The 20,799-nt window shown below is 36.4% G+C and carries 21 protein-coding genes and 1 riboswitch; of the genes, 20 read left to right on the top strand and 1 reads right to left on the bottom strand.

All coding sequences use genetic code 11. From position 1 onward, the window contains the following. Positions 1 to 98 precede the first annotated feature (98 nt). The 6 genes from der to MOQ65_RS02715 all read left to right on the top strand — a co-directional run bounded on the left by der (position 99) and on the right by MOQ65_RS02715 (position 4,625). Positions 99 to 1,433 (top strand): ribosome biogenesis GTPase Der, encoded by a 1,335-nt coding sequence (der, locus tag MOQ65_RS02740; RefSeq protein WP_060924659.1) that lies wholly within the window; start codon positions 99 to 101, stop codon positions 1,431 to 1,433. Continuing rightward, on the top strand, positions 1,433 to 2,029 hold the full coding sequence (gene plsY / locus MOQ65_RS02735) for a glycerol-3-phosphate 1-O-acyltransferase PlsY (protein WP_024066174.1): 597 nt from the start codon (positions 1,433 to 1,435) through the stop codon (positions 2,027 to 2,029). Before der ends, plsY begins: the two co-directional genes overlap by 1 nt. A gap of 3 nt (positions 2,030 to 2,032) precedes the next feature. Further along, positions 2,033 to 3,031, top strand: coding sequence for an NAD(P)H-dependent glycerol-3-phosphate dehydrogenase (locus MOQ65_RS02730; RefSeq protein ID WP_257846562.1), 999 nt, complete (start codon positions 2,033 to 2,035; stop codon positions 3,029 to 3,031). 67 nt (positions 3,032 to 3,098) lie between these two features. Continuing rightward, complete coding sequence (gene rsmD / locus MOQ65_RS02725) at positions 3,099 to 3,650, top strand: 16S rRNA (guanine(966)-N(2))-methyltransferase RsmD (protein ID WP_060924657.1); 552 nt, start codon at positions 3,099 to 3,101, stop codon at positions 3,648 to 3,650. Positions 3,651 to 3,654: 4 nt separating this feature from the next. After that, positions 3,655 to 4,146 (top strand): pantetheine-phosphate adenylyltransferase, encoded by a 492-nt coding sequence (gene coaD, locus MOQ65_RS02720; RefSeq protein WP_024066177.1) that lies wholly within the window; start codon positions 3,655 to 3,657, stop codon positions 4,144 to 4,146. Between the two features lie 11 nt (positions 4,147 to 4,157). Then, on the top strand, positions 4,158 to 4,625 hold the full coding sequence (locus tag MOQ65_RS02715; RefSeq protein ID WP_005386756.1) for a hypothetical protein: 468 nt from the start codon (positions 4,158 to 4,160) through the stop codon (positions 4,623 to 4,625). Between the two features lie 41 nt (positions 4,626 to 4,666). Here MOQ65_RS02715 and MOQ65_RS02710 read toward each other — a convergent pair whose 3' ends face one another. Next, a complete protein-coding gene (locus MOQ65_RS02710; protein WP_105094321.1) occupies positions 4,667 to 6,382 on the bottom strand; it encodes an Rqc2 family fibronectin-binding protein in 1,716 nt (571 codons plus the stop codon). Positions 6,383 to 6,509: 127 nt separating this feature from the next. Between MOQ65_RS02710 and MOQ65_RS02705 the strand changes: the two genes are divergently transcribed. The 14 genes from MOQ65_RS02705 to pknB all read left to right on the top strand — a co-directional run bounded on the left by MOQ65_RS02705 (position 6,510) and on the right by pknB (position 20,799). After that, the gene (locus MOQ65_RS02705) at positions 6,510 to 7,391 is read left to right on the top strand and encodes a YicC/YloC family endoribonuclease (protein WP_257846561.1); all 882 of its coding nucleotides are present in this window, start codon (positions 6,510 to 6,512) and stop codon (positions 7,389 to 7,391) included. Positions 7,392 to 7,405: 14 nt separating this feature from the next. Next, the gene (gene remA / locus MOQ65_RS02700; RefSeq protein ID WP_005386753.1) at positions 7,406 to 7,675 is read left to right on the top strand and encodes an extracellular matrix/biofilm regulator RemA; all 270 of its coding nucleotides are present in this window, start codon (positions 7,406 to 7,408) and stop codon (positions 7,673 to 7,675) included. Positions 7,676 to 7,683: 8 nt separating this feature from the next. Next, positions 7,684 to 8,313 (top strand): guanylate kinase, encoded by a 630-nt coding sequence (gmk, locus tag MOQ65_RS02695; protein WP_060924654.1) that lies wholly within the window; start codon positions 7,684 to 7,686, stop codon positions 8,311 to 8,313. 4 nt (positions 8,314 to 8,317) lie between these two features. Then, positions 8,318 to 8,533 carry a DNA-directed RNA polymerase subunit omega gene (gene rpoZ / locus MOQ65_RS02690; RefSeq protein ID WP_060924653.1) on the top strand — a complete coding sequence of 72 codons (216 nt, stop codon included), beginning with the start codon at positions 8,318 to 8,320 and terminating at the stop codon, positions 8,531 to 8,533. Between the two features lie 53 nt (positions 8,534 to 8,586). Continuing rightward, entirely contained in the window at positions 8,587 to 9,780 is a 1,194-nt protein-coding gene (gene coaBC, locus MOQ65_RS02685) for a bifunctional phosphopantothenoylcysteine decarboxylase/phosphopantothenate--cysteine ligase CoaBC (protein ID WP_257846560.1), read from the top strand. A 101-nt stretch (positions 9,781 to 9,881) separates the two neighbouring features. Then, a riboswitch (SAM riboswitch) is annotated at positions 9,882 to 9,982 on the top strand. A gap of 49 nt (positions 9,983 to 10,031) precedes the next feature. Next, on the top strand, positions 10,032 to 11,222 hold the full coding sequence (gene metK / locus MOQ65_RS02680) for a methionine adenosyltransferase (RefSeq protein WP_060924651.1): 1,191 nt from the start codon (positions 10,032 to 10,034) through the stop codon (positions 11,220 to 11,222). A 62-nt stretch (positions 11,223 to 11,284) separates the two neighbouring features. Continuing rightward, complete coding sequence (gene priA, locus MOQ65_RS02675; protein WP_257846559.1) at positions 11,285 to 13,468, top strand: replication restart helicase PriA; 2,184 nt, start codon at positions 11,285 to 11,287, stop codon at positions 13,466 to 13,468. A gap of 13 nt (positions 13,469 to 13,481) precedes the next feature. After that, on the top strand, positions 13,482 to 13,970 hold the full coding sequence (gene def / locus MOQ65_RS02670; RefSeq protein WP_105094326.1) for a peptide deformylase: 489 nt from the start codon (positions 13,482 to 13,484) through the stop codon (positions 13,968 to 13,970). After that, entirely contained in the window at positions 13,963 to 14,973 is a 1,011-nt protein-coding gene (gene fmt / locus MOQ65_RS02665) for a methionyl-tRNA formyltransferase (protein ID WP_257846558.1), read from the top strand. The genes def and fmt overlap by 8 nt, the downstream gene beginning before the upstream one ends. Continuing rightward, complete coding sequence (locus MOQ65_RS09535; RefSeq protein ID WP_156719079.1) at positions 14,957 to 15,739, top strand: DUF116 domain-containing protein; 783 nt, start codon at positions 14,957 to 14,959, stop codon at positions 15,737 to 15,739. Before fmt ends, MOQ65_RS09535 begins: the two co-directional genes overlap by 17 nt. Next, on the top strand, positions 15,732 to 17,087 hold the full coding sequence (gene rsmB, locus MOQ65_RS02655) for a 16S rRNA (cytosine(967)-C(5))-methyltransferase RsmB (protein ID WP_105094329.1): 1,356 nt from the start codon (positions 15,732 to 15,734) through the stop codon (positions 17,085 to 17,087). Before MOQ65_RS09535 ends, rsmB begins: the two co-directional genes overlap by 8 nt. A gap of 18 nt (positions 17,088 to 17,105) precedes the next feature. Beyond that, complete coding sequence (gene rlmN, locus MOQ65_RS02650; protein WP_257846556.1) at positions 17,106 to 18,152, top strand: dual-specificity RNA methyltransferase RlmN; 1,047 nt, start codon at positions 17,106 to 17,108, stop codon at positions 18,150 to 18,152. Beyond that, positions 18,145 to 18,846: a Stp1/IreP family PP2C-type Ser/Thr phosphatase gene (locus tag MOQ65_RS02645; protein ID WP_213467807.1), complete on the top strand. Its 702-nt coding sequence runs from the start codon at positions 18,145 to 18,147 to the stop codon at positions 18,844 to 18,846. Before rlmN ends, MOQ65_RS02645 begins: the two co-directional genes overlap by 8 nt. A gap of 27 nt (positions 18,847 to 18,873) precedes the next feature. Beyond that, entirely contained in the window at positions 18,874 to 20,799 is a 1,926-nt protein-coding gene (pknB, locus tag MOQ65_RS02640; RefSeq protein WP_257846706.1) for a Stk1 family PASTA domain-containing Ser/Thr kinase, read from the top strand.

Raw genomic sequence — 20,799 nt, 5'->3', positions numbered from 1 at the left:
AAGGCTAACCAAGGTTTCCTTGGTTAGCCTTTTTGCGTACTTTACGTAGAATATGATAAAATATAGTAATGTATTAGATTAGATAATGAGGTGAAACCATGGCAAAACCATTAGTGGCTGTTGTAGGTCGTCCAAATGTAGGGAAATCTACACTTTTTAATGCCATTGTTAATAAACGAATCTCTATTGTTGAAGATATTCCTGGTGTAACACGGGATCGTATTTACTTTGACGCAGAGTGGTTAAATCGTGAATTTACAATGATAGATACAGGTGGTATCGAATTCATAACAGATAATAGTCATGTTATTCCTAAGATGATGCGTTTACAAGCTGAATTAGCAATTGAAGAAGCGGATGTAATTTTATTTGTTGTTGATGGTAAACAAGGAATTGTTCCTGCCGATGAAGAAGTTGCAAATATATTACGTGCTAGCGGCAAACCTGTAGTTTTAGTTGTTAATAAAATTGACAGTGTTAATCAAGAACCTAATATTTATGAATTCTATAATCTTGGCTTAGGTGATCCAATTGGTATTTCTGCTAAGAATTTAATGAATTTAGGTGACTTGCTTGACGATACGGTTAAACATTTTCCTCCAGTTGGTACAAATGTTGATGATGAAGATACTATTCACGTAGCGGTTATTGGCCGTCCTAATGTAGGTAAATCTTCTTTGACCAATGCATTATTAGGGCAAGACCGCGTAATCGTATCTGATGTGGCAGGGACAACACGTGATTCCATCGATACATATTGGACTCATGGAGATCAAAAATTTGTCCTTATCGATACTGCAGGCATGCGACGTAAATCTAAAATCGAAGAAGCTGTTGAACGATATAGTATTGTGCGTTCTTTACGCTCTGTAGACCGTTCGGATATTGTTGTTCTTGTGCTTGATGCTCAAGATGGTGTTACAGAACAAGATAAGAAAATTGCTGGTTATGCCTATGAAGCAGGCAAGGGTGTAATTATTGTTGTAAACAAATGGGATCTTGTTGAAAAAGATGATAAAACAACACTGCGATTTACTGAAGATATTTATGATGAATTAGGCTTCTTACAGTTTGCGCCGATTCTATTTGCATCTGCATTGACTAAGCAACGTATTCATCGCTTAGCTGATATGTTGAAATTCGTTTCTGAACAACAGTATCGCCGTGTATCTACAGGTACATTAAATCAATTATTGCAAGATGCTCAAACAGTAAATCCTGTACCATCTCGTAATGGCAGAATTCCAAAGATTTACTATATGACACAAGCAAGTGTTAAACCACCTACATTTATTTTGTTTGTAAATGAACCAGAGTTAATTCACTTCTCGTATATGCGTTTCTTGGAAAATAGATTACGTGAGTCCTTTGGCTTTGAAGGAACACCAATTCGTTTAGTGTTGCGTGGTAAGAAACGGGATGATGAAGACTAATGGATATTATGGTTATCGTATATGCTATATTGGCATATCTTATTGGTTCAATTCCTAGTGGTTTAATTATTGGTAAAACCTTCTTTAATACAGATGTACGCCAATATGGTTCTAAAAATATAGGTGCCACTAACACATATCGCGTTATAGGTCTCAAAGCTGCATTACCTGTATTTCTCTGTGATGCCTTAAAAGGCGCGGCTGGGGTAGTATTATTATCCTCTTATGGACCTATGTATATGATCTTAGGTGGTATTCTTGCTATGATGGGCCATAACTGGTCTATATTCTTAGGCTTTAAAGGTGGTCGTGGCGTAGCTACAGGACTAGGTGTATTAATTGCTTTGTCACCATTAGTTGCTTTGATTGCCTTCTTGGTATGGGGCGTTATTGTCTATTTCACTAAGCTCGTATCACTAGGATCAATTATAGCTGCCGCTTTGGTACCAATCTTAATGTATTTTACAGGCGAATCTTATTGGTTCGTTGGCTTTGGCGCTTTGGCTGCTTTATTTGTCATTGTTCGCCATTGGGATAATATCAAACGTTTACTTGCAGGTAATGAGTTAAAAGTAGAACGTATCAAAAAGGATTAATATATGAATGTTGTTGTTGTCGGCTCTGGTAGCTGGGGTACTGCTCTTGCTATTAAATCCGTATTAGCTGGAAATACCACAACTTTATATTGTCGTCGCCCAGAATTTGCAGATCAATTAGCTAAAGATTTGGAGAATAAAGAGTATTTACCTGGCGTAACATTACCAAATGAATTAGTATATAGTTCAGATCTTGCTACCTGTATTAAAGGGGCTGATATCATTCTCATGGTTACGCCATCTGTACATGTACGTACTAGTTTAGAGTCTATTAAGCCATGTGCTCATAAAGAACAATCGTATATACTTTGTTCAAAAGGTGTAGAGCGTACTACTGGTAAATTGCTGACTACAGTTATGAGAGAGGTTCTAGGAACAGTTGGATGTAATCTCGCTGTTTTATCTGGTCCAAACCATGCGGAAGAAATTGGACGAGATTTACCGGCTGCATCTGTTTTAAGTACAGAAGATCTTGATGTGGCCACGATGTTACAGAAAGCATTATGTAGTCAAAACTTTAGAATTTATGCAAATACCGATATTACTGGTGTTGAGTTAGCGGGGGCTACAAAGAATATTATTGCTCTCGCTGCTGGTATTGTAGACGGTCTAAAGTTAGGGGATAACTGTAAAGCATTGCTCTTAACACGTGGGTTGCATGAGATGACTCGTTTTGGTGTAGCCTTAGGTGCTCAAAAAGAAACCTATGCCGGCCTAGCTGGTATGGGAGATTTGATTGCCACATGTATGAGTCCCCATGGTCGCAACCGGGCAGCTGGACAACAATTAGCAGATGGAAAGACGATGGACTATATTATTAATCATACGAATATGGTTGTAGAAGGTTTCTTTGCTACTGACATTATTTATAAAATGGCTTGTGAACATCATATTGAAATGCCAATAACAAAGGCTTTATATGAAGTTTTATATGAAGAAAAATCTCCTGCTTTGGCATTAGCAGAATTGATGGGACGAGATATTAAAATTGAAGTATCATAAATAAAAGATACTTTTAATTTGGTTATTTATATACTATAATTAATGAGTATAATCTTGTGAGGGTTGTATGCGAATTATTGGCGGAACTGCAAAGGGACATACTATAAAAGCACCTAAAGGGGTAGATACTAGACCTACACTTGATCGTGTTCGTGAAAGTGTGTTTAATGTATTATCTAATAGAGGTATATTTGGTACTCATGTATTAGATATATTTTCAGGTACAGGTGCAGTAGCTATTGAAGCCTTAAGTCGTGGTGCAGCACATGCAGTAGCGGTAGACTTTAAAACAGGAAAATTGATTTTGGAGAATGCCAAACATTGTCATGTGGAAGATCGGTTAGAAATCATTCCGAGGAAACTTTCACAATTAAAAAATTATATAATGGGACGACAGTTCGATTATATTTTTTCTGATCCACCATATGAAAATGGATTTATACAAGAAACCATAGATATGGTTGTAGACTGTGATTTATTAAAGCCTGAAGGGGTTTTATTACTAGAGCACCATAAGGACGAGGCATTTACCTTGCCTGAATCATGGAAATGTATAAAAGAACAGAAATTTGGTTATACGATGGTTTCCTATTTTGTAAACACTGCTGAAAGGAGCTAAACCTGTGCGTATAGGTGTGTGTCCGGGTAGTTTTGACCCAGTAACAAATGGACATGTTGATATTTTTGAACGAGGCAGTCGATTAGTTGATAAATTAATCATTGCTGTCAGCTCTAACCCAAATAAAAATTCCTTATTTACCATGGAAGAACGGGTTGAGATGATTCAAAATTCTGTCAAACATATTCCTAATGTTGAAATTGATTGTACAGGTGGTCTACTTAACCAGTATGTTAAATCTAAGAATGCCACTATAATCATTCGAGGATTGCGAGCTTTAAGTGACTTTGAATATGAATTTCAACGTGCGTTGTTTGCAAAATATTTGGATGATGATATTGAAACTGTATTTATTATGACAAATAATAAATACTCTTTCGTCAGCTCCACAGGTATTCGTGAACTTGCAAAATTTGGCGGTAAGCTAGATGGTTTAGTTCCGGATGATGTTAAGGAAAAACTTGAAGAACGCTTTAATACGGTCCATAATAAATAGGGGTGAAATGTATGAAAACAGAAAAATTATTAGAAGATTTAGAGGTTCTTATTGAATCTAGCAGCCGTATTCCTATGACTACAAAACGTATGGTTGAGGAAGACGAAATTATGCGTATTATTGATTCTATTCAAGAGTCTTTACCATTGGAACTTGAAGAGTCTCGTCGTATTGTAGCAGATAAAGATAAAGTACTAGCTGATGCTCAACGTCAAGCTGAAACTTTGATTGATCAAGCTAAAGACTACATTGCTAAATTAACTGCTGAAAGTGAACTAGTTAAACAAGCTCAAGAACAAGCTAATCAAATTATCAATGCAGCTAACCAATCCTCTGAGGAATTGAAATCCAGCTCCATTCAATATGCTGGTGATGTTCTTAAATATGTGGAAAACAATTTAGAAAAAACATTGGAAAGCTTACGTCAAAATCGTGAAAGTTTGAAACAAACTGAACAACGTACAGAAGAAAACCAATAATATTATAAGAAAAGAAGCGAAGGATTTCCTTCGCTTCTTTTTTATTCATTATAATTATCAGGCTTTTTAGGCTCAACGATCATTGTTTGATGAGTGCTAAAAATAACAAAACCAAGTGGAGACCCAGGTGGCTTTTTTATATTTTTAATGTATGTATAATCTACAGGTACTTTGCTGGTTTTACGTGCCTTACTAAAGTAGGCTGCGTATTGAGCGACTTTAGATAGAATCATATCATCAGGCTCTACATTAAGTCTTAATATGAGATGGGAACCTTGAATATCTTGTGTATGGAACCAAATATCTGTTGGTTTGGCAAATCGATGAGTCAAATATTCATTTTGTTGATTGTTACGGCCAATAAATATTTCACCTTCATCGATGGTTAAATGAATGTAATTTGATTTACCTAATTTATATGATAATGGCTTCTTCGATTTTTTAATAATGCCTGCATCCATACATTCTTTACGAATTTCTTCTAAGCTTTCACGGGTAGTGGCTAATGAAATACTATATAAAATTGATTTGAGATATTCAAGTTTTGTAGTACTAGCATTAAGTTGATATTCACCACTGACCATACGATTTTTTAATTTAGTATAGAGCTTATAATACCATTGACCGTTTTCTACAATTGTAAGATTTGGCTTTAGAGGAATTGTTAATAATTCTCCATCTTCAGAAAGAAGATTTGGTAATTGGATAGAAGGTTCATATTGAACTTGTAAGTGAGCATTAATCATTAAGATATCACCATATAGTTTATATGTATCCATTTTATTGGTGTCATCTAATTCATCTTTAATCTTTTGATGACGAACTTCTTCTTTTTTTATGGCTGCTGTTAAGATCTTTTCTAGTTCTTTATCTGCAGTGTGAATGGATTTTGTATTATGAATCGATTCTTCTAAGGCTTCTGAAATCGTACTATATTCTTTAAGGACTTTATAATTTTGTAGGATAAAAGTGGCATGTGCTTTTTTATTATTATCATTAATTAAAGTAAGCAAACCATTACTTTCATTGAGCTTAATTTTTAACTCATATAACGCCTTAGCTAAGGCATCAACTTGCGTGGGAATTAAGTCACTTATGATTTCATTACCACTAAGATCTGAAGTCAATAATACTTCATCCAATAAAGGTTTACCAAAACCGTTAAAGATGGCACGTATAGATTGTTGTACAGTGCCATCACCGAAGGAGGTAAGTAAATTTTTGATTTCATTATAATCAAAATCCATTAAACTCACACGATTAGCATTAGGTGGTAATTCATAGTGTAGTTTAGGACTTATAGAACGTTCACGATTCATTAAAGGCGATACATGAATTAATGATTCTAGAATAACTCCATCTTGAACAAAGATACAGTTTGAATACTTGCCCATTAGTTCCACATATATAAATGTACTCGTAATAGAACCATCCATTTCAAGCTTATCCGTTTGGATACACATGATTCGATCACCATTGATTTGTTCAACCTTTACAATACGGCTACCCTCAATATGTTTACGAAGAAACATACATAGTGAACTAGGTTCCTTTGGTAAATCTTGAAGAGGTTTGCTGAGATACATTGCGGGGGTTGCACCAACAGTGATGACTAGGCTTTGATCTTCGTTAAGTGCACGAATTTTAAATAGTAATGTAGTTTTATCTATTTGATATAATTTTTGTATTTGACCTGTTTGTAATCGCTCATTTAGTTCTTTAGCGAGAACAGACATGGTAAGTCCGTCTAAATTCATAGTACTCCTTTCAATTCTATTTAGAAGTATAGTTTAGTATAACATAATGTACATATAATTCTTAGTATTTAAACACGGAATGTATAATTCGTGGTACAATAATAAAAACTGCTAAGGAGGATATCATATGAAAAGTATGACCGGTTTTGGTTCTGGTACCGCAACCAAAGATGGCATTACCTGTACGGTAGAAATTAAGACTGTAAATGCACGATTTTTGGATTTATTTATACGTAGTCCAAAGCAAATAAACCCTTTTGAAAGTATTATTCGTGGATTAGTACAAGATCGGATTACCCGTGGTAAAGTTGAAGTATCTGTTTCTATTCAGGATGCAGGGGAAAGACCTAAAACTTTTACAATAAATAGTGTATTGAGAAAGCAGATACAAGAATTGCTTGTTCGAGAAGAGTTTTATGATGACCCTAAAAAGGTGCCTTTACAAGCGGTCAATTCCATTTCTAATGAATGGATACAACAACAAGATACTCCGATTGCAGAAGATGTGCTTTCAGAAATAGTACAAGAATCTACAAACCAAGCACTAGATGCCTTAATAACAATGCGTACTATAGAAGGTAAACATATTGAACAAGATTTATTGTCTCGTATCACTACTTTAGAAAATATAATCAAGAGTATTGATGAGAAAAAGGCCGGTGCTGTAGATGCGTATCGTGAGCATATAAAGGGAAAAATTCAAGAATATTTAGTGTCTTTAGAGGCGAGTATAAGTGAAGATCGTTTTTTGCAGGAAATTGCTTTATTAGCTGATAAGACTGATATTACGGAAGAGATTGTCCGATTTACCTCACATGTGGTACAATTAAAAAACACACTTGCAGATGAGAATTCCATTGGTCGTAAGGTGGATTTTATTTTGCAAGAAATGAATCGTGAAGTGAATACAATTGGTTCCAAAGCTATGGATTCAAGTATTACAGAGTTTGTGGTTCAGCTAAAATGTGAGTTAGAGAAAATTAGAGAACAAGTACAGAATGTAGAGTAATAGGAGGTCCATAAATGAGTATTCAGTTATTGAATATAGGCTTTGGTAATATGGTATCTGCTAACCGTGTTATGGCTATTATTAGTCCCGAATCTGCACCGATAAAACGTATGGTTCAAGATGCGCGTGACAAGGGCCTACTCATTGATGCTACATATGGTCGTAAGACTCGTGCTGTATTAGTTATGGATAGTGGTCAAATTGTACTATCTGCAATTCAACCAGAAACCGTAGCACATCGACTTGTGCAATATGATGTAGACGAAGATACAGTAGAATCATAGGAGTACATATGTCAGACAGAGGATTATTAATCGTTATATCCGGGCCATCTGGCGCAGGTAAAGGTACGATTTGTGCGAATATTCGAAAAGAAATGCCTAATTTAGTATATTCTGTTTCAATGACCACACGGGCACCTCGTGTTGGTGAAGTAGAAGGGGTTAATTACTTCTTTCGCTCGAAACAAGAATTTGAAACTCTATTAAGTGAAGATGCATTTTTAGAATATGCAAAAGTATATGATAATTACTACGGTACACCGAAGCAACATGTAATGGATTTATTGGATGATGGTAAAAGTGTACTGTTAGAAATTGATATTCAAGGTGCTATGCAAGTTAAAGAACGTTTTAGTGATGCTGTATTTATTTATATAGTACCACCGTCATTAACTGAGTTATCTGAGCGATTACATAATCGCGGTACAGATGCGAAAGAAGTTATTGATAAACGGTTGTCATTAGCCTGTTCTGAATTGGCATTAGCCCATCGATATGACTATATAGTTGTAAATGATGATCTCGGAGAGGCATCTGAGAAGGTTGCATCTATCTTACGAGCTGAATCCTGTAAGATTAGTCGCAATAAAGAGCAAATTCAATTTATTTATAAACAGTATCAAGAGTCTAAGGAGAAGTGATAGTATGATGGTAAAACCTCCATTGAAAAAATTGGAAAATCAAGTAGATAGTAAATATACTTTGGTAACATTGGCAGCTAAACGTGCTCGTGAACTAACAGATGGCGAACCATGCTTAGCTGAATCTACACATGCAACTGACAAGCCGGTTTCCTTGGCATTCTATGAAATTGCCGAAGGTGAAGTGACTTATAAACGCACTAAAGAAGGCATTAAATAAGAAAAACGATTCCTTGTATCATTGATACAAGGAATTTTTAAAAGGAGAAGAAAATGCGAGGAAAACATATCATTGTCGCTGTATCTGCAGGTATTGCTGCGTATAAGGCAATTGAAGTAGTTAGCAGACTTCGTAAAAAAGGTGCTGAAGTGAAGGTGGTTATGACTCAAAACTCCACTCATATAGCTTCACCTCTTACATTTGGTGAAATTAGTGGACATCCAGTAGCTATCGACATGTTTGAACAAGTTCATCAATGGGATGTGGAGCATATTGCATTAGCTATATGGGCAGATGCATATGTGGTTGTTCCAGCTACGGCAAATGTAATTGGTAAAATATATGCCGGTATTGCAGATGATATGCTAACAACAACAATAATGGCTACTAAGGCTCCAAAATATCTTTGTCCTGCTATGAATACAGAAATGTATAACAATCCGATTACTCAACGTAATTTGGAAGGTTTACGTTCTCTTGGCTACCATATTATGGAACCTGCTGAAGGATGGCTTGCTTGTGGGGTTACCGGTATGGGACGCTTACCAGAGCCCGAAGCCATTGTAGATTGGCTTGAATCACAGATGTGCAAATCTAATGAACTTGAAGGTATTACAGTGCTTGTTACAGCTGGGGGTACACAAGAGAATATCGATCCTGTTCGTTATATTGGTAATCGTTCGAGTGGAAAGATGGGGTATGCTATTGCTGAGCAAGCTGCCCGGATGGGGGCTAACGTTATTTTGGTCAGTGCACCCACATCTTTAGCCGTACCTAGTGGAGTAGATTTTGTTCCTATTGACTCTGCTTTATCTATGCAACATGCTGTTGAATCTCGATATGATGAGGTAGATGTTGTTATTATGGCGGCTGCTGTATCTGATTTCCGAGTTCTTCATAAGGCAGAACAAAAAATAAAAAAAATGGAGTCTATGACTTTAGAACTTGTTAAAAATCCAGATATTCTACAAGGTTTAGGTGCTAAAAAGAAACATCAAATTCTTGTAGGTTTTGCAGCGGAAACTGAGCATGTTATTAAATACGGTCAAGATAAAGTAATTAGAAAAAACTTAGATATGCTTGTAGCAAATGATGTTAGTAAATCTAATGCAGGTTTTAATGTAGATACGAATGAAGGATACTTCTTATATCCTCATAAAGATCCTAAAGAAATGCCGAATATGAAAAAATCTGAATTGGCCCATAATATTATGAAAGAAGTTGTGGAATTAGTAAAAAATAAATAACACGATATATGAGAGAATCTTATGTTTGTAGTTTGTAATTGATAGAAAGATATGTAATAATGACTTGCTTTATCAATGTAAATACACTATAATATTTCTGTAACTCATCAAGAGTAGTGGAGGGATAGGCCCTATGAAGCTACAGCAACCATTCCAAGAGGAAAAGGTGCTAATTCCTATGACAAATGTCGTTAGATGGGAGGGTCTCTCATGAGTACATGAGAGGCTTTTTTTCGTATTAGGAGGATAAAATGGCTGAAAAACATATGTTTTTTACTTCTGAATCTGTTACTGAAGGCCATCCAGATAAAATAGCTGACCAAATTTCTGACGCTGTTTTGGATGCGATTATTGAAAAGGATCCAACTGCTCGTGTAGCTTGTGAAACTTTAGTTACTACTGGTCTAGTTCATGTAGTAGGTGAAATTTCTACTAATACATATGTAGATATTCCTCGCATCGTACGTGATACAGTTCGTGAAATTGGTTATACACGTGCAAAATTTGGCTTTGACTGCGACACTTGCGGTGTACTTGTTTCTATTGATGAACAATCTGCTGATATTGCGATGGGCGTAGATGAAGCTCTTGAATCTAAAGATGGTAATGGTGAAGCACTAGATAAAATCGGTGCTGGTGACCAAGGTATGATGTTTGGTTATGCATCTAATGAAACACCTGAACTTATGCCTATGCCTATTTCTTTGGCTCATCGTTTATCCCGTCGTCTTACAGAAGTTCGTAAAGATGGCACTTTAACATATCTTCGTCCAGATGGTAAAACTCAAGTTACTGTTGAATATGTTGATGGTAAACCAAAACGTATTGATACAATTGTTATCTCTACACAACATAGCCCTGAAGTTACGCAAGAACAAATTAAAGCAGACTTGAAACGCTTTGTTATCGATGCAGCATTGCCTGCTGAATTTGTTGATGAAAATACAAAATATTTCATTAACCCAACTGGCCGTTTCGTAATCGGTGGTCCTCATGGTGATGCTGGCTTGACTGGCCGCAAAATTATCGTAGATACTTACGGCGGTATGGCTCGTCATGGTGGCGGTGCTTTCTCTGGTAAGGATCCATCTAAGGTTGACCGCTCTGCAGCATATGCAGCTCGTTATGTAGCTAAAAATGTTGTAGCAGCAGGCCTTGCTGATAAGTGTGAAGTACAAGTTGCTTACGCTATTGGTGTTGCACATCCTGTATCCGTTTTAGTTGATACTTTTGGTACAGGTCGCATTGAGGAAACTAAAATTCAAGAACTTATTAAGAAACATTTCGACCTTCGTCCAGCAGGTATTATTGAAATGCTTGATTTGTTAAAACCTCATTATCGCAAAACTGCAGCATATGGTCACTTTGGTAGAACTGATGTAGATTTACCTTGGGAGCGTACTGACAAAGCTGCAATTTTAAAAGCTGAAGCTGGCTTATAATACAAAAGGTCTTAGTAGAATTTCTACTGAGACCTTTTATAGTAAATGAAAGGATATAATGTATGCGTGTCGCAAAAGTTATCATCAATAGACCTGCTAAACAACTTCATAAACCGTTAAGCTACTTAATGCCTGAAAAGTTTGGCAATATCTTACCTGGTACACGTGTACTTATTCCTTTAGGCAATAGTCGCGAAGAGGGAATTCTGATTGGCTATGAAGAGTTAAGCGAGCCCCCTGAGTTCACATTGCGAAATATTGTTCAAGTATTAGACAATGAACCTTGGTTCACACCTGAAATGATGGATACTGCTCGTCGTTTAAATGAATATTATTTATTCTCCTATGGCGATGCATTGCGTTTATTTACTGTTAATAAAACTCTAAAATCTTATGAGGCGCCTAAGGAAGAATGGCTTGTGGTTACACCTGCTTTCACGGTAGAACAATTTAGTGAACGAAAAAAGAAACAACGGGAATTGGCTAAATATTTACTTGAAGTGGGTGGCGCATCAAAAGCATTATTATTGGCTAAAGGTTTTTCTCGAATGGTCATTAAACAAGTGAGTGAAGCTAAGGGGATTACTATTGAATCTAGATTTAAAGCTACAAAAACCTCTTTTGATGAACTATTTACAGAAGAAGTAAATATACCATTAACTGATGCACAACAAGCTGTGTATGAACCGATACAAGTGGTGATGAATACACATCAGCATAAAACCTTTTTGTTGCATGGCGTAACAGGTAGTGGAAAAACCCAATTGTACTTAAAAGCTACGGCAAAATGTATTAGCAAAGATAAAACTGCTATTATTTTGGTTCCAGAAATTATTTTGACAGATCAGATAGTGCGTCGTTTTGTAGAAACCTTTGGTGATGAAGTTGTAGTATTTCATAGTAAGTTAACAGTTCAACAACGCAATAATAACTGGGAGCGTTTACGTCGCAAGGATAGTCATATTATCATTGGTGCACGATCTGCGGTATTTGCTCCAGCTGAGGACATTGGACTTATCGTAGTAGATGAAGAGCATGATACTTCTTATAAGCAAGAGGATATGGTTCGTTACCATGCTAGAAATGTTGCATTATGGCGTGGGGAAGCACATGGTTGTCCTGTAATACTTGGTTCTGCAACACCATCTGTAACCTCCTATTACAAAGCTAAGCAAGGGGAGTATCAGTTGCTTGAATTACCACATCGTATTTTTGAACAACCAATGCCAAAAGTAACTATTGTGGACATGAAGGAAGAAATTCTTCATGGTAACTATTCTGTTTTTTCTGATGCTATGAGTAGCTTGATTCAAAAAACATTGAATGAACATAACCAAATGATTATTCTTTTGAATAGACGTGGTTATAGTACCTTTGTAATGTGTCGCGATTGCGGGGAAACTATTATGTGTCCTCATTGTGATGTAGCTATGGTGTATCACCAAGCAGGTGAAGAATTACGGTGCCATTACTGTGAACATCATGAACCAATTCCTACGGTCTGTCCAAAGTGTAATAGTCAACGCATTAAATTCTTTGGATCAGGTACACAAAAGGTGGAGGAAGAGTTGCGACGTCATTTTAAGTCGGCTCGTATTGCCCGCCTTGATCAAGACGTAACTAAAAACAAACAATTAGCAGAAGATATTTTACATGATTTTGGGACTCATAAATATGACATCTTACTGGGAACACAAATGGTGTCAAAAGGTCATGACTTTAAAGATGTAACAGCTGTTGGTATTTTAACGGCTGATTCAGTTTTAAATATTCCTGTATATTCCGCATCTGAAAGAACTTTTGATTTACTTACACAGACATCTGGCAGGGCTGGTCGTGGTGATAAACCAGGCAGTGTAGTAATACAAACATATAATCCTTTAAATTATGCTATAATAAAGAGTAAGGCTCATGATTATGTAGGCTTTTACAATGAAGAAATTCAAAATCGTAAAGCATTAGGATATCCTCCGTTTAGAGAGATGATTCACATGGTAGTGCGTCATCAAAATATGGAGACCTTAGAGGCCATAGCTAATCGTATTGTAAGCGATTTAGAGGTCCATAAAGGTGATACCGATATTCTCATTAATGGACCTTATGAAGTAAGCATCAAAAAAGTACGGGATATGTATCGTTTAGCGATTATGATTCGAGGTACTGACTTATCAAATTTAAAAGAATATATATATAATTCATGGATCTTCACACAAGAAGGACTTTTGATTGATGTAGATCCTGTTTAGTATAGGAGTATAAATGGCAGTATTAGATGTTGTGAAAGCAGGTCACCCCGTTTTAAAACAAATTGCGGAACCTGTAGAACATGTTAATAAAAAACTTAGAGCCCTTATCGATGATATGGCGGAAACAATGTATGAGACTGATGGCGTTGGGCTTGCTGCACCTCAAGTAGCGGTGTCAAAACGAATTATCGTCGTAGATGATCATGCCGGTAGTGGTCTCATTGCATTAATTAATCCTGAAATTACGCATGCTGAGGGATCTCAAGTGGGACCAGAGGGTTGTTTAAGTGTACCAGGGTATTTTGGCGATGTGGAAAGATTCGATAAAATTACCGTTAAAGGTATAGACCCTCATAATAAAAAGGTAACAATTAAAGCTGAAGGATTTTTAGCGCGTATTTTTCAACATGAGATTGATCATTTAGAAGGTCATTTGTTTATTGAAAAAGCAACTAACTTACGATTGATTACTGATCACCCAGAGGAGAAAGAAATTGTCTAATCAAAAACAATTGCGTGTCGTATTTATGGGGACGCCTGATTTTTCTGTTCCTACTTTGGAAGCATTAATAAAGGCTGGTCACTCTATTGTTGGTGTATACTGTCAGCCAGATAAACAAAAAGGTCGCGGTAAACAAGTTCAAATGCCACCTGTAAAAGTGGCAGCTTTAAATCATAATTTACCTGTATTCCAACCGGTAACATTACGTGATGAACAAGTACAAGCAGAATTAGAAGCTCTAAATCCCGACGTAGTAGTGGTTATTGCATACGGTAAAATTTTACCGCCATGGCTTATTCGTTTACCACAATATGGATGTATTAACGTACATGCATCTATTTTACCTAAGTATAGAGGTGCTGCACCAATTCATTATGCCATATTAAATGGTGATACTAAGACAGGTGTTACAATTATGCATATGGATGATGGCCTTGATACAGGCGATATTATCGACATAGTTGAGACTGATATTTTGTGTGGTGAAACAACAGGGCAACTATTTGAACGTATGGCATTACTAGGGGGCAAAACAATCGTTTCCGTATTAACTCGTTGGGTTAATGGAGAAATTGTGGCTACGCCACAAGATGATACAATGGCTACACATACTGCTAAGATTACAAAGGAAATGGGACAGATAGACTGGTCTAAGTCTGCTAATGAAATTGCAAACCTTATTAGAGGACTTAATCCAGCTCCTGGGTGTTATACATATCTCGATGGAAAACGTTTAAAAGTATGGTCAGCAGAAGTAGTTCCTAGTGATACGACTCACGGTTTGATAGCTGTCCATGGTAAACATGTACCAATTGCTATATCAGCCACAACTATACCTGGTACAATCGTATCTAAAATAGCCGGTTTAGGTGTATATTGTGGTGATGGAAATATAATTCTATTGACAGAAGTCCAACCAGAAAATAAAAAACGCATTTCTGCTATTGATTTTATTAATGGACATCAGATAAAGGAAGGTATCGTTTTTGGAGACTCAATATAAGCAGTACGAAACGTATCCGTTATACCTGATATTATCATCAATTACATGTGCCATAATTACTGTAATTATGGGATTCCTAATGTATATATTAGAGCCTGGACTTTCACAATTACATCCTATTGCACCCATAATAAGTACAGTGATTTTTTCTGTATCCATTTGTGTTATATGGTTATTGTGCACGTCCTTGATTATTGCTAGTTTCGGTATACTACGGTTACATCCTATTGTTTTAAGGCTTGCTAACCAGTTTATATATGGACTGTTTCCAGTGTCCCTATTGATTGGTAAAGTGAGAGGGGTTACTAAGGATCAATTGCGTCAGTCTATGATTGACTTGATTAATCATCTAGTGATGCTTGATATGTATACAGTTGATCCAGAACGTATATTGTTATTGACACCTCATTGTTTACAGGAAAGTTCATGTGTTCATAAGGTTACACATGATGTATACAATTGTAAACAATGTGGTAGATGCCAAGTTGGAAGTTTATTGCAAATTGCTAAAGAGTATGGGTGTCAATTTATAGTGGTAACAGGTGGTACATTAGCGCGAATGAAGGTAAAAGAAGCACGACCAAAGGCTATTGTAGCTATTGCTTGTGAACGTGATTTAGCAAGTGGTATGGCTGATGTATTTCCGATACCTGTCATTGGCGTTTTAAATGAAAGACCTAATGGACCTTGTTGCAATACTACAGTAGATCCTGAACGTGTTCGAGCAGCAGTTGAACAATTAATTGGTAGGAAAAACGATGACTGAAGTTAAAACGAATCAACAACTAAATATTCGATTGCTCGCAGTGAAAGCTTTGAGTGATATTAATCGTAATGGTGCTTATGCCAATATCAAGTTACAAGAGTATTTACAAAAATATCATTTATCCGATTTAGATCGAAGATTTTTCACGGAGTTGGTCTATGGTGTCATCCGTAGAAAAAATTATTTAGATGCCATTATTGTTCATTTTGCCAAAAGACCATTAAAGAAATTATCATCCATGGTTGTAGAAATTCTTAGACTTGGCATTTATCAAATTATCTATATGGATAAAGTCCCTGAAAGCGCAGCGGTCAATGAATCTGTAAAATTGGCAAAAAAGTTAACTAGAGGATTATCTGGCTTTGTAAATGCCGTATTACGTTCAGTATTACGTGAAAGTGATAGTATTTCTATTGGTGAACTTGCCAAGTCTGAGGCTGAAGAAATTTCTTTCATTTATAATCAACCTTTATGGTTAGTTAATTTATGGATAAATGAAATGGGGAAGGATAAGACTATAGATCTTTGTGCTTGGTTTAATGAACAACCTCGTTTGACAGCACGTATAAATACTGTAAAAGTATCTATTGAGGATTGTTTAAAAGAACTACGAGATTTAGGTTGGACTGTTGAACAGGACAATGATATTCCAGAAGTAGTTTATATTGATGCACATCAAGGGCACTTGGAAAAAGCAAAACCTGTTATGGAAGGTCATATTACCTTTATGGATAAAGCCTCTATGCTCGTTGCTCATGTAGTTGATCCTAAGCCAGGCGAGCGCATATTAGATTGTTGTGCTGCACCAGGTGGTAAGTCTATGCATATGGCAAGTCTCATGAATAATACGGGTGCTATTATGAGTTGTGATATATACGATCATAAATTAGAGCTTATGAATCAAAATGCTGAACGACTTGGAGTATCCATAGTTTCAACTAAGCTACAAGACGGTCGTTATTTACCCGATAATTGGAAAGAACAATTCGATCGCGTCTTAGTAGATGCACCGTGTTCTGGACTTGGCATATTACAAAAAAAGTTGGATATGCGTTGGCGTAAAACACAATCTTTACTTACTGACTTACCTCCATTACAGCTTGAAATATTAGAAAAAGCTGCTGAAATGGTTAAAGTTGATGGATATTTAGTATACTCTACTTGTACTATCAATAGTGGGGAAAATGAGGATGTACTAGAAAAATTTCTAGCAACTCATAAGAACTTTATCATTGATTCTGTATCATTTGATGGGTTGCCACAAGCTGTAGAGGGTATGATTACAACATATCCGCCACGAGATCAGATGGATGGATTCTTTATGGCTCGTGTAAAACGCATATCATAATAATAGAAATGGAGTACCATGATAGAATTATTGGGTAAGTCTTTAGAAGAGTTACAATCTATCTTTAAGACCCATAATATACAAAAGTTTCGAGCGAAACAGTTAATAGACTATATTTATCATAGATATATATTTGATTTTGAAGAGATGACGCAGTTTCCTAAAGAGTTGCGTCAATGGTTAAGTGATAACTGTGTTATTTCTTTACCAACATTAATTACTGAGTCTGTATCTCCAGATGGGAAGACTCGTAAAATCCTTGTTGAAATGATAGATCAAAGCCGGGTAGAAGCCGTTTTAATGGAGCAACACTATGGATACTCTGTATGTGTTTCTTCTCAAGTTGGCTGTGCCATGGGCTGTGTGTTCTGCGCCTCTACACAGGGTGGTTTATATCGTGATTTAACTGTGTCTGAAATCATTGGACAAGTCGTTATTTTCGGAGCTCTTACAAAAGAGCAAATCCACTCTGTTGTAGTTATGGGGGCAGGGGAACCATTGCAAAACTATGATAATGTTTTGCAGTCACTGCAACTATTACATGATCCTATGATTTGTAATATTAGTTATCGGAAGATGACTATTTCTACTTGTGGGTGGGTTCCAAACATCTATAAATTAGCTGATGAAGGATTACCTATAACTTTGGCACTCTCATTACACGCTACAAATAATGAAGTGCGTCGTAGTATTATGCCAGTTGGGGCTCGTTATGAATTGACGGAAGTCTTAGATGCGGTAAAATATTATTATGATACGACTCAACGTCGTATCACCTTTGAGTATATTCTTATAGATTCAGTAAATGCATCTATGGAGGAGGCTCATGCATTGGGGAAAATCTGTAAAGATTTCCCAAATTGCCATGTTAACTTAATACCTGTTAATGGCAATGAACATATAGAATTATATAAACCATCTATTACAAATATGAATACATTTAAAGACATCGTTGCTTCCTATGGCGTATCTGTAACGGTACGAAAAGAGATGGGCGATGCTATCCAAGCCGCATGTGGGCAATTAAAAGCAGCTCATGGTCGGAAAAAGGAGAATCATGAATAATTTTGTTGGTTTAAGTAAAATTGGACTTGTACGTCAACGCAATGAAGACCGTTTCTTTATTGATGGTAACGTTTGCGCTGTTACTGATGGCATGGGTGGATATAGTGGCGGTGAAATCGCTAGTACCTATGCTGTTGATGAAATTAAAGAGTATTTGGCCTCCCTTGAAACTGTGGGGCAACAAGATTTATGTGATGCTATTATTCATGCCAATGAACGTATAGCTAATCGCGTAGCTCATGAAGAACGTCTTGCTGGTATGGGCACTACTGCTGTTGTTACGGCCGTTAATGGTGACCAATTATACTGGGCAAGTGTTGGTGATAGTCGTTTGTATGTATATAGAGATGGTCTTTTACGACAAATTACTACAGATCATTCTATGGTACAAGAATTATTAACTGCTGGAGAGATTACAAAGGATGAAATGCTAAATCACCCTCAAAGAAACTTATTGACCCGTGCAGTTGGGGTTGATGATACTTTAGAGGTTGATAGTGGTGTAGAATCTATTCTTCCAGGTGATCGTATTTTACTTTGCACTGATGGACTATGTGGTTATGTATCAGATGATGTTATTGCTAGTGCATTACAATCTAATAGTGATGATATGAAGGTTGTAGAATCATTGATGGAAGCCGTATATGATGTCGGAGCAGGAGATAATGTGACCATTGTGGTGGGAACAATCTAATCTAGAAATGGAGAAATAATGAGTACTATGAATATAAAAGGTATACTTCTAGATAACCGCTACCGAATTGTTGATAAAATTGGCGTTGGCGGAATGGCTGACGTATACCTTGGAGAAGATACCTTATTAGGTAGACAAGTAGCAATTAAAGTATTGCATGCTAACTTTGCTAATGATGATGAGTTTGTTACGCGTTTTAAACGAGAAGCACAAGCGGCGGGCAAACTAAATCATCCTAATATTGTAAATATGTATGATGTAGGGTTTGATCAAGATTTACACTATATCATTATGGAATATGTAGATGGTGAAACATTAAAAGAGTATATAACGCGACATGGAAGACTATCCATAGACGAGGCTGTAAAATTCACTATTGCTATCGCAGAGGGCTTAGAACACGCGCATACGATGGGAATAGTGCATTGTGATATTAAACCTCATAATGTCATTATTACTCGTACGGGGCGTGTAAAAGTAACTGACTTTGGTATTGCTCGAGCTATGAATGCTACTAATACAGTTATGTACACGAATTCAATTTTAGGCTCTGCTCACTATTTATCACCTGAACAAGCCAGTGGGAAACCAGTAGATGGTAATACTGATATCTACTCTTTAGGCGTAGTTTTATATGAAATGCTAACAGGTAGAGTTCCTTTTGAAGGGGAGACTCCAATTGCAGTAGCATTAAAACATGTACGTGAAAAAGTAGCTCCTCCAACTCGATATAATCCTTCAATCCCACCGCTTTTAGAAGCTGTCGTAATGAAGGCATTATCTAAAAACCCTGCAGATCGCTTTGAGTCTATTTCTGACATGATAAGTGATTTACGATTGTCTCAAGGCTTTACAATGGGTAAAACTCAACGTCATGAACCATATGATTTTGCAACTCAAATGATTCCAGCTGTTGATCCTGAAGCACTTGAGGATTTCAGTGATATTCAAGAAGAGCAAAAAGATGAGGGTAAAAAGAAGAGTATGTTAAGTAAAATTGCATCTATCCCACAAAAATATATCGTCCTAGGGGCTGCCGTAATTTTTTTAGTAGCCTTCTTAGGTGCCTTCTTGAGTTATGGTAATTTCTGGAGTAACACAACTGTAGATGTACCTAATGTTGTGGGTAAACAAGTTTCTGTAGCTAAAAACATTTTAGAAGATAAACATTTGCGTGTTTCTACAAGCGAGGTTACTAATCCGGATGTACCAGCTGGTCAAGTTATTTCTCAAACACCAGGTGCAGGAGAGAAGGTTAAAGAACAACGTACAATTCATCTTGTTGTATCTAAAGGTGTTGGTGATATTACAGTACCGGATTTGTCTGGTTTAACAGTAGACCAAGCTCGACAACGACTTAAAGATGTTGGGTTAGTTGTTGGTAAAGTAACACAACAGTCTGTAGATAATAAACCTGATGGTGTTATCATAGCTCAAAGTCCATCTGGTGACTCTAAAGTTTCTAAAGGTACAACAATTGATCTCGTTGTAAATAAAGCTAAAGCTAAAAAGATTCAAATGCCAAATGTTATTGGTATGACTTTAAAAGATGCACGAGATACATTGAGTAATGCTCATCTTGGTGTTAATCAAGTCGCTGGTTCTGTAGAGGAAAAATCTATTGTAACAGAACAAAGCATAAAAGCTGGCGATGAAATTGATGAAGGTACTGCAGTAAATCTAACTACTGAATATAAAGATGACAAAAAGAAAAATGATAAAAAATCTGACAGTAGTAGTAATAAAACTACTGGTACAGTAGATATTACAGTGCCGGCAGGCTCTAAAAACCAAGAGCTAAAAATTGTCGTAAAAGATGATGACGGTTCTGCTGTAATCTACGATGATACAAATAAACCTGGTGATCGTATTGTTAAAAAAGTGTCTGGTGTAGGTAATGTTCGCATTGAGGTTTATCTCAATGGTGCATTAGTACAAGAAACAGCATTATAG

The organism is Veillonella faecalis, from assembly GCF_024677885.1.
GTDB lineage: Bacteria > Bacillota > Negativicutes > Veillonellales > Veillonellaceae > Veillonella > Veillonella nakazawae.
The sequence above is the reverse complement of the archived record's forward strand: the minus strand, read 5'-3'. Positions and strand labels throughout refer to the sequence as shown.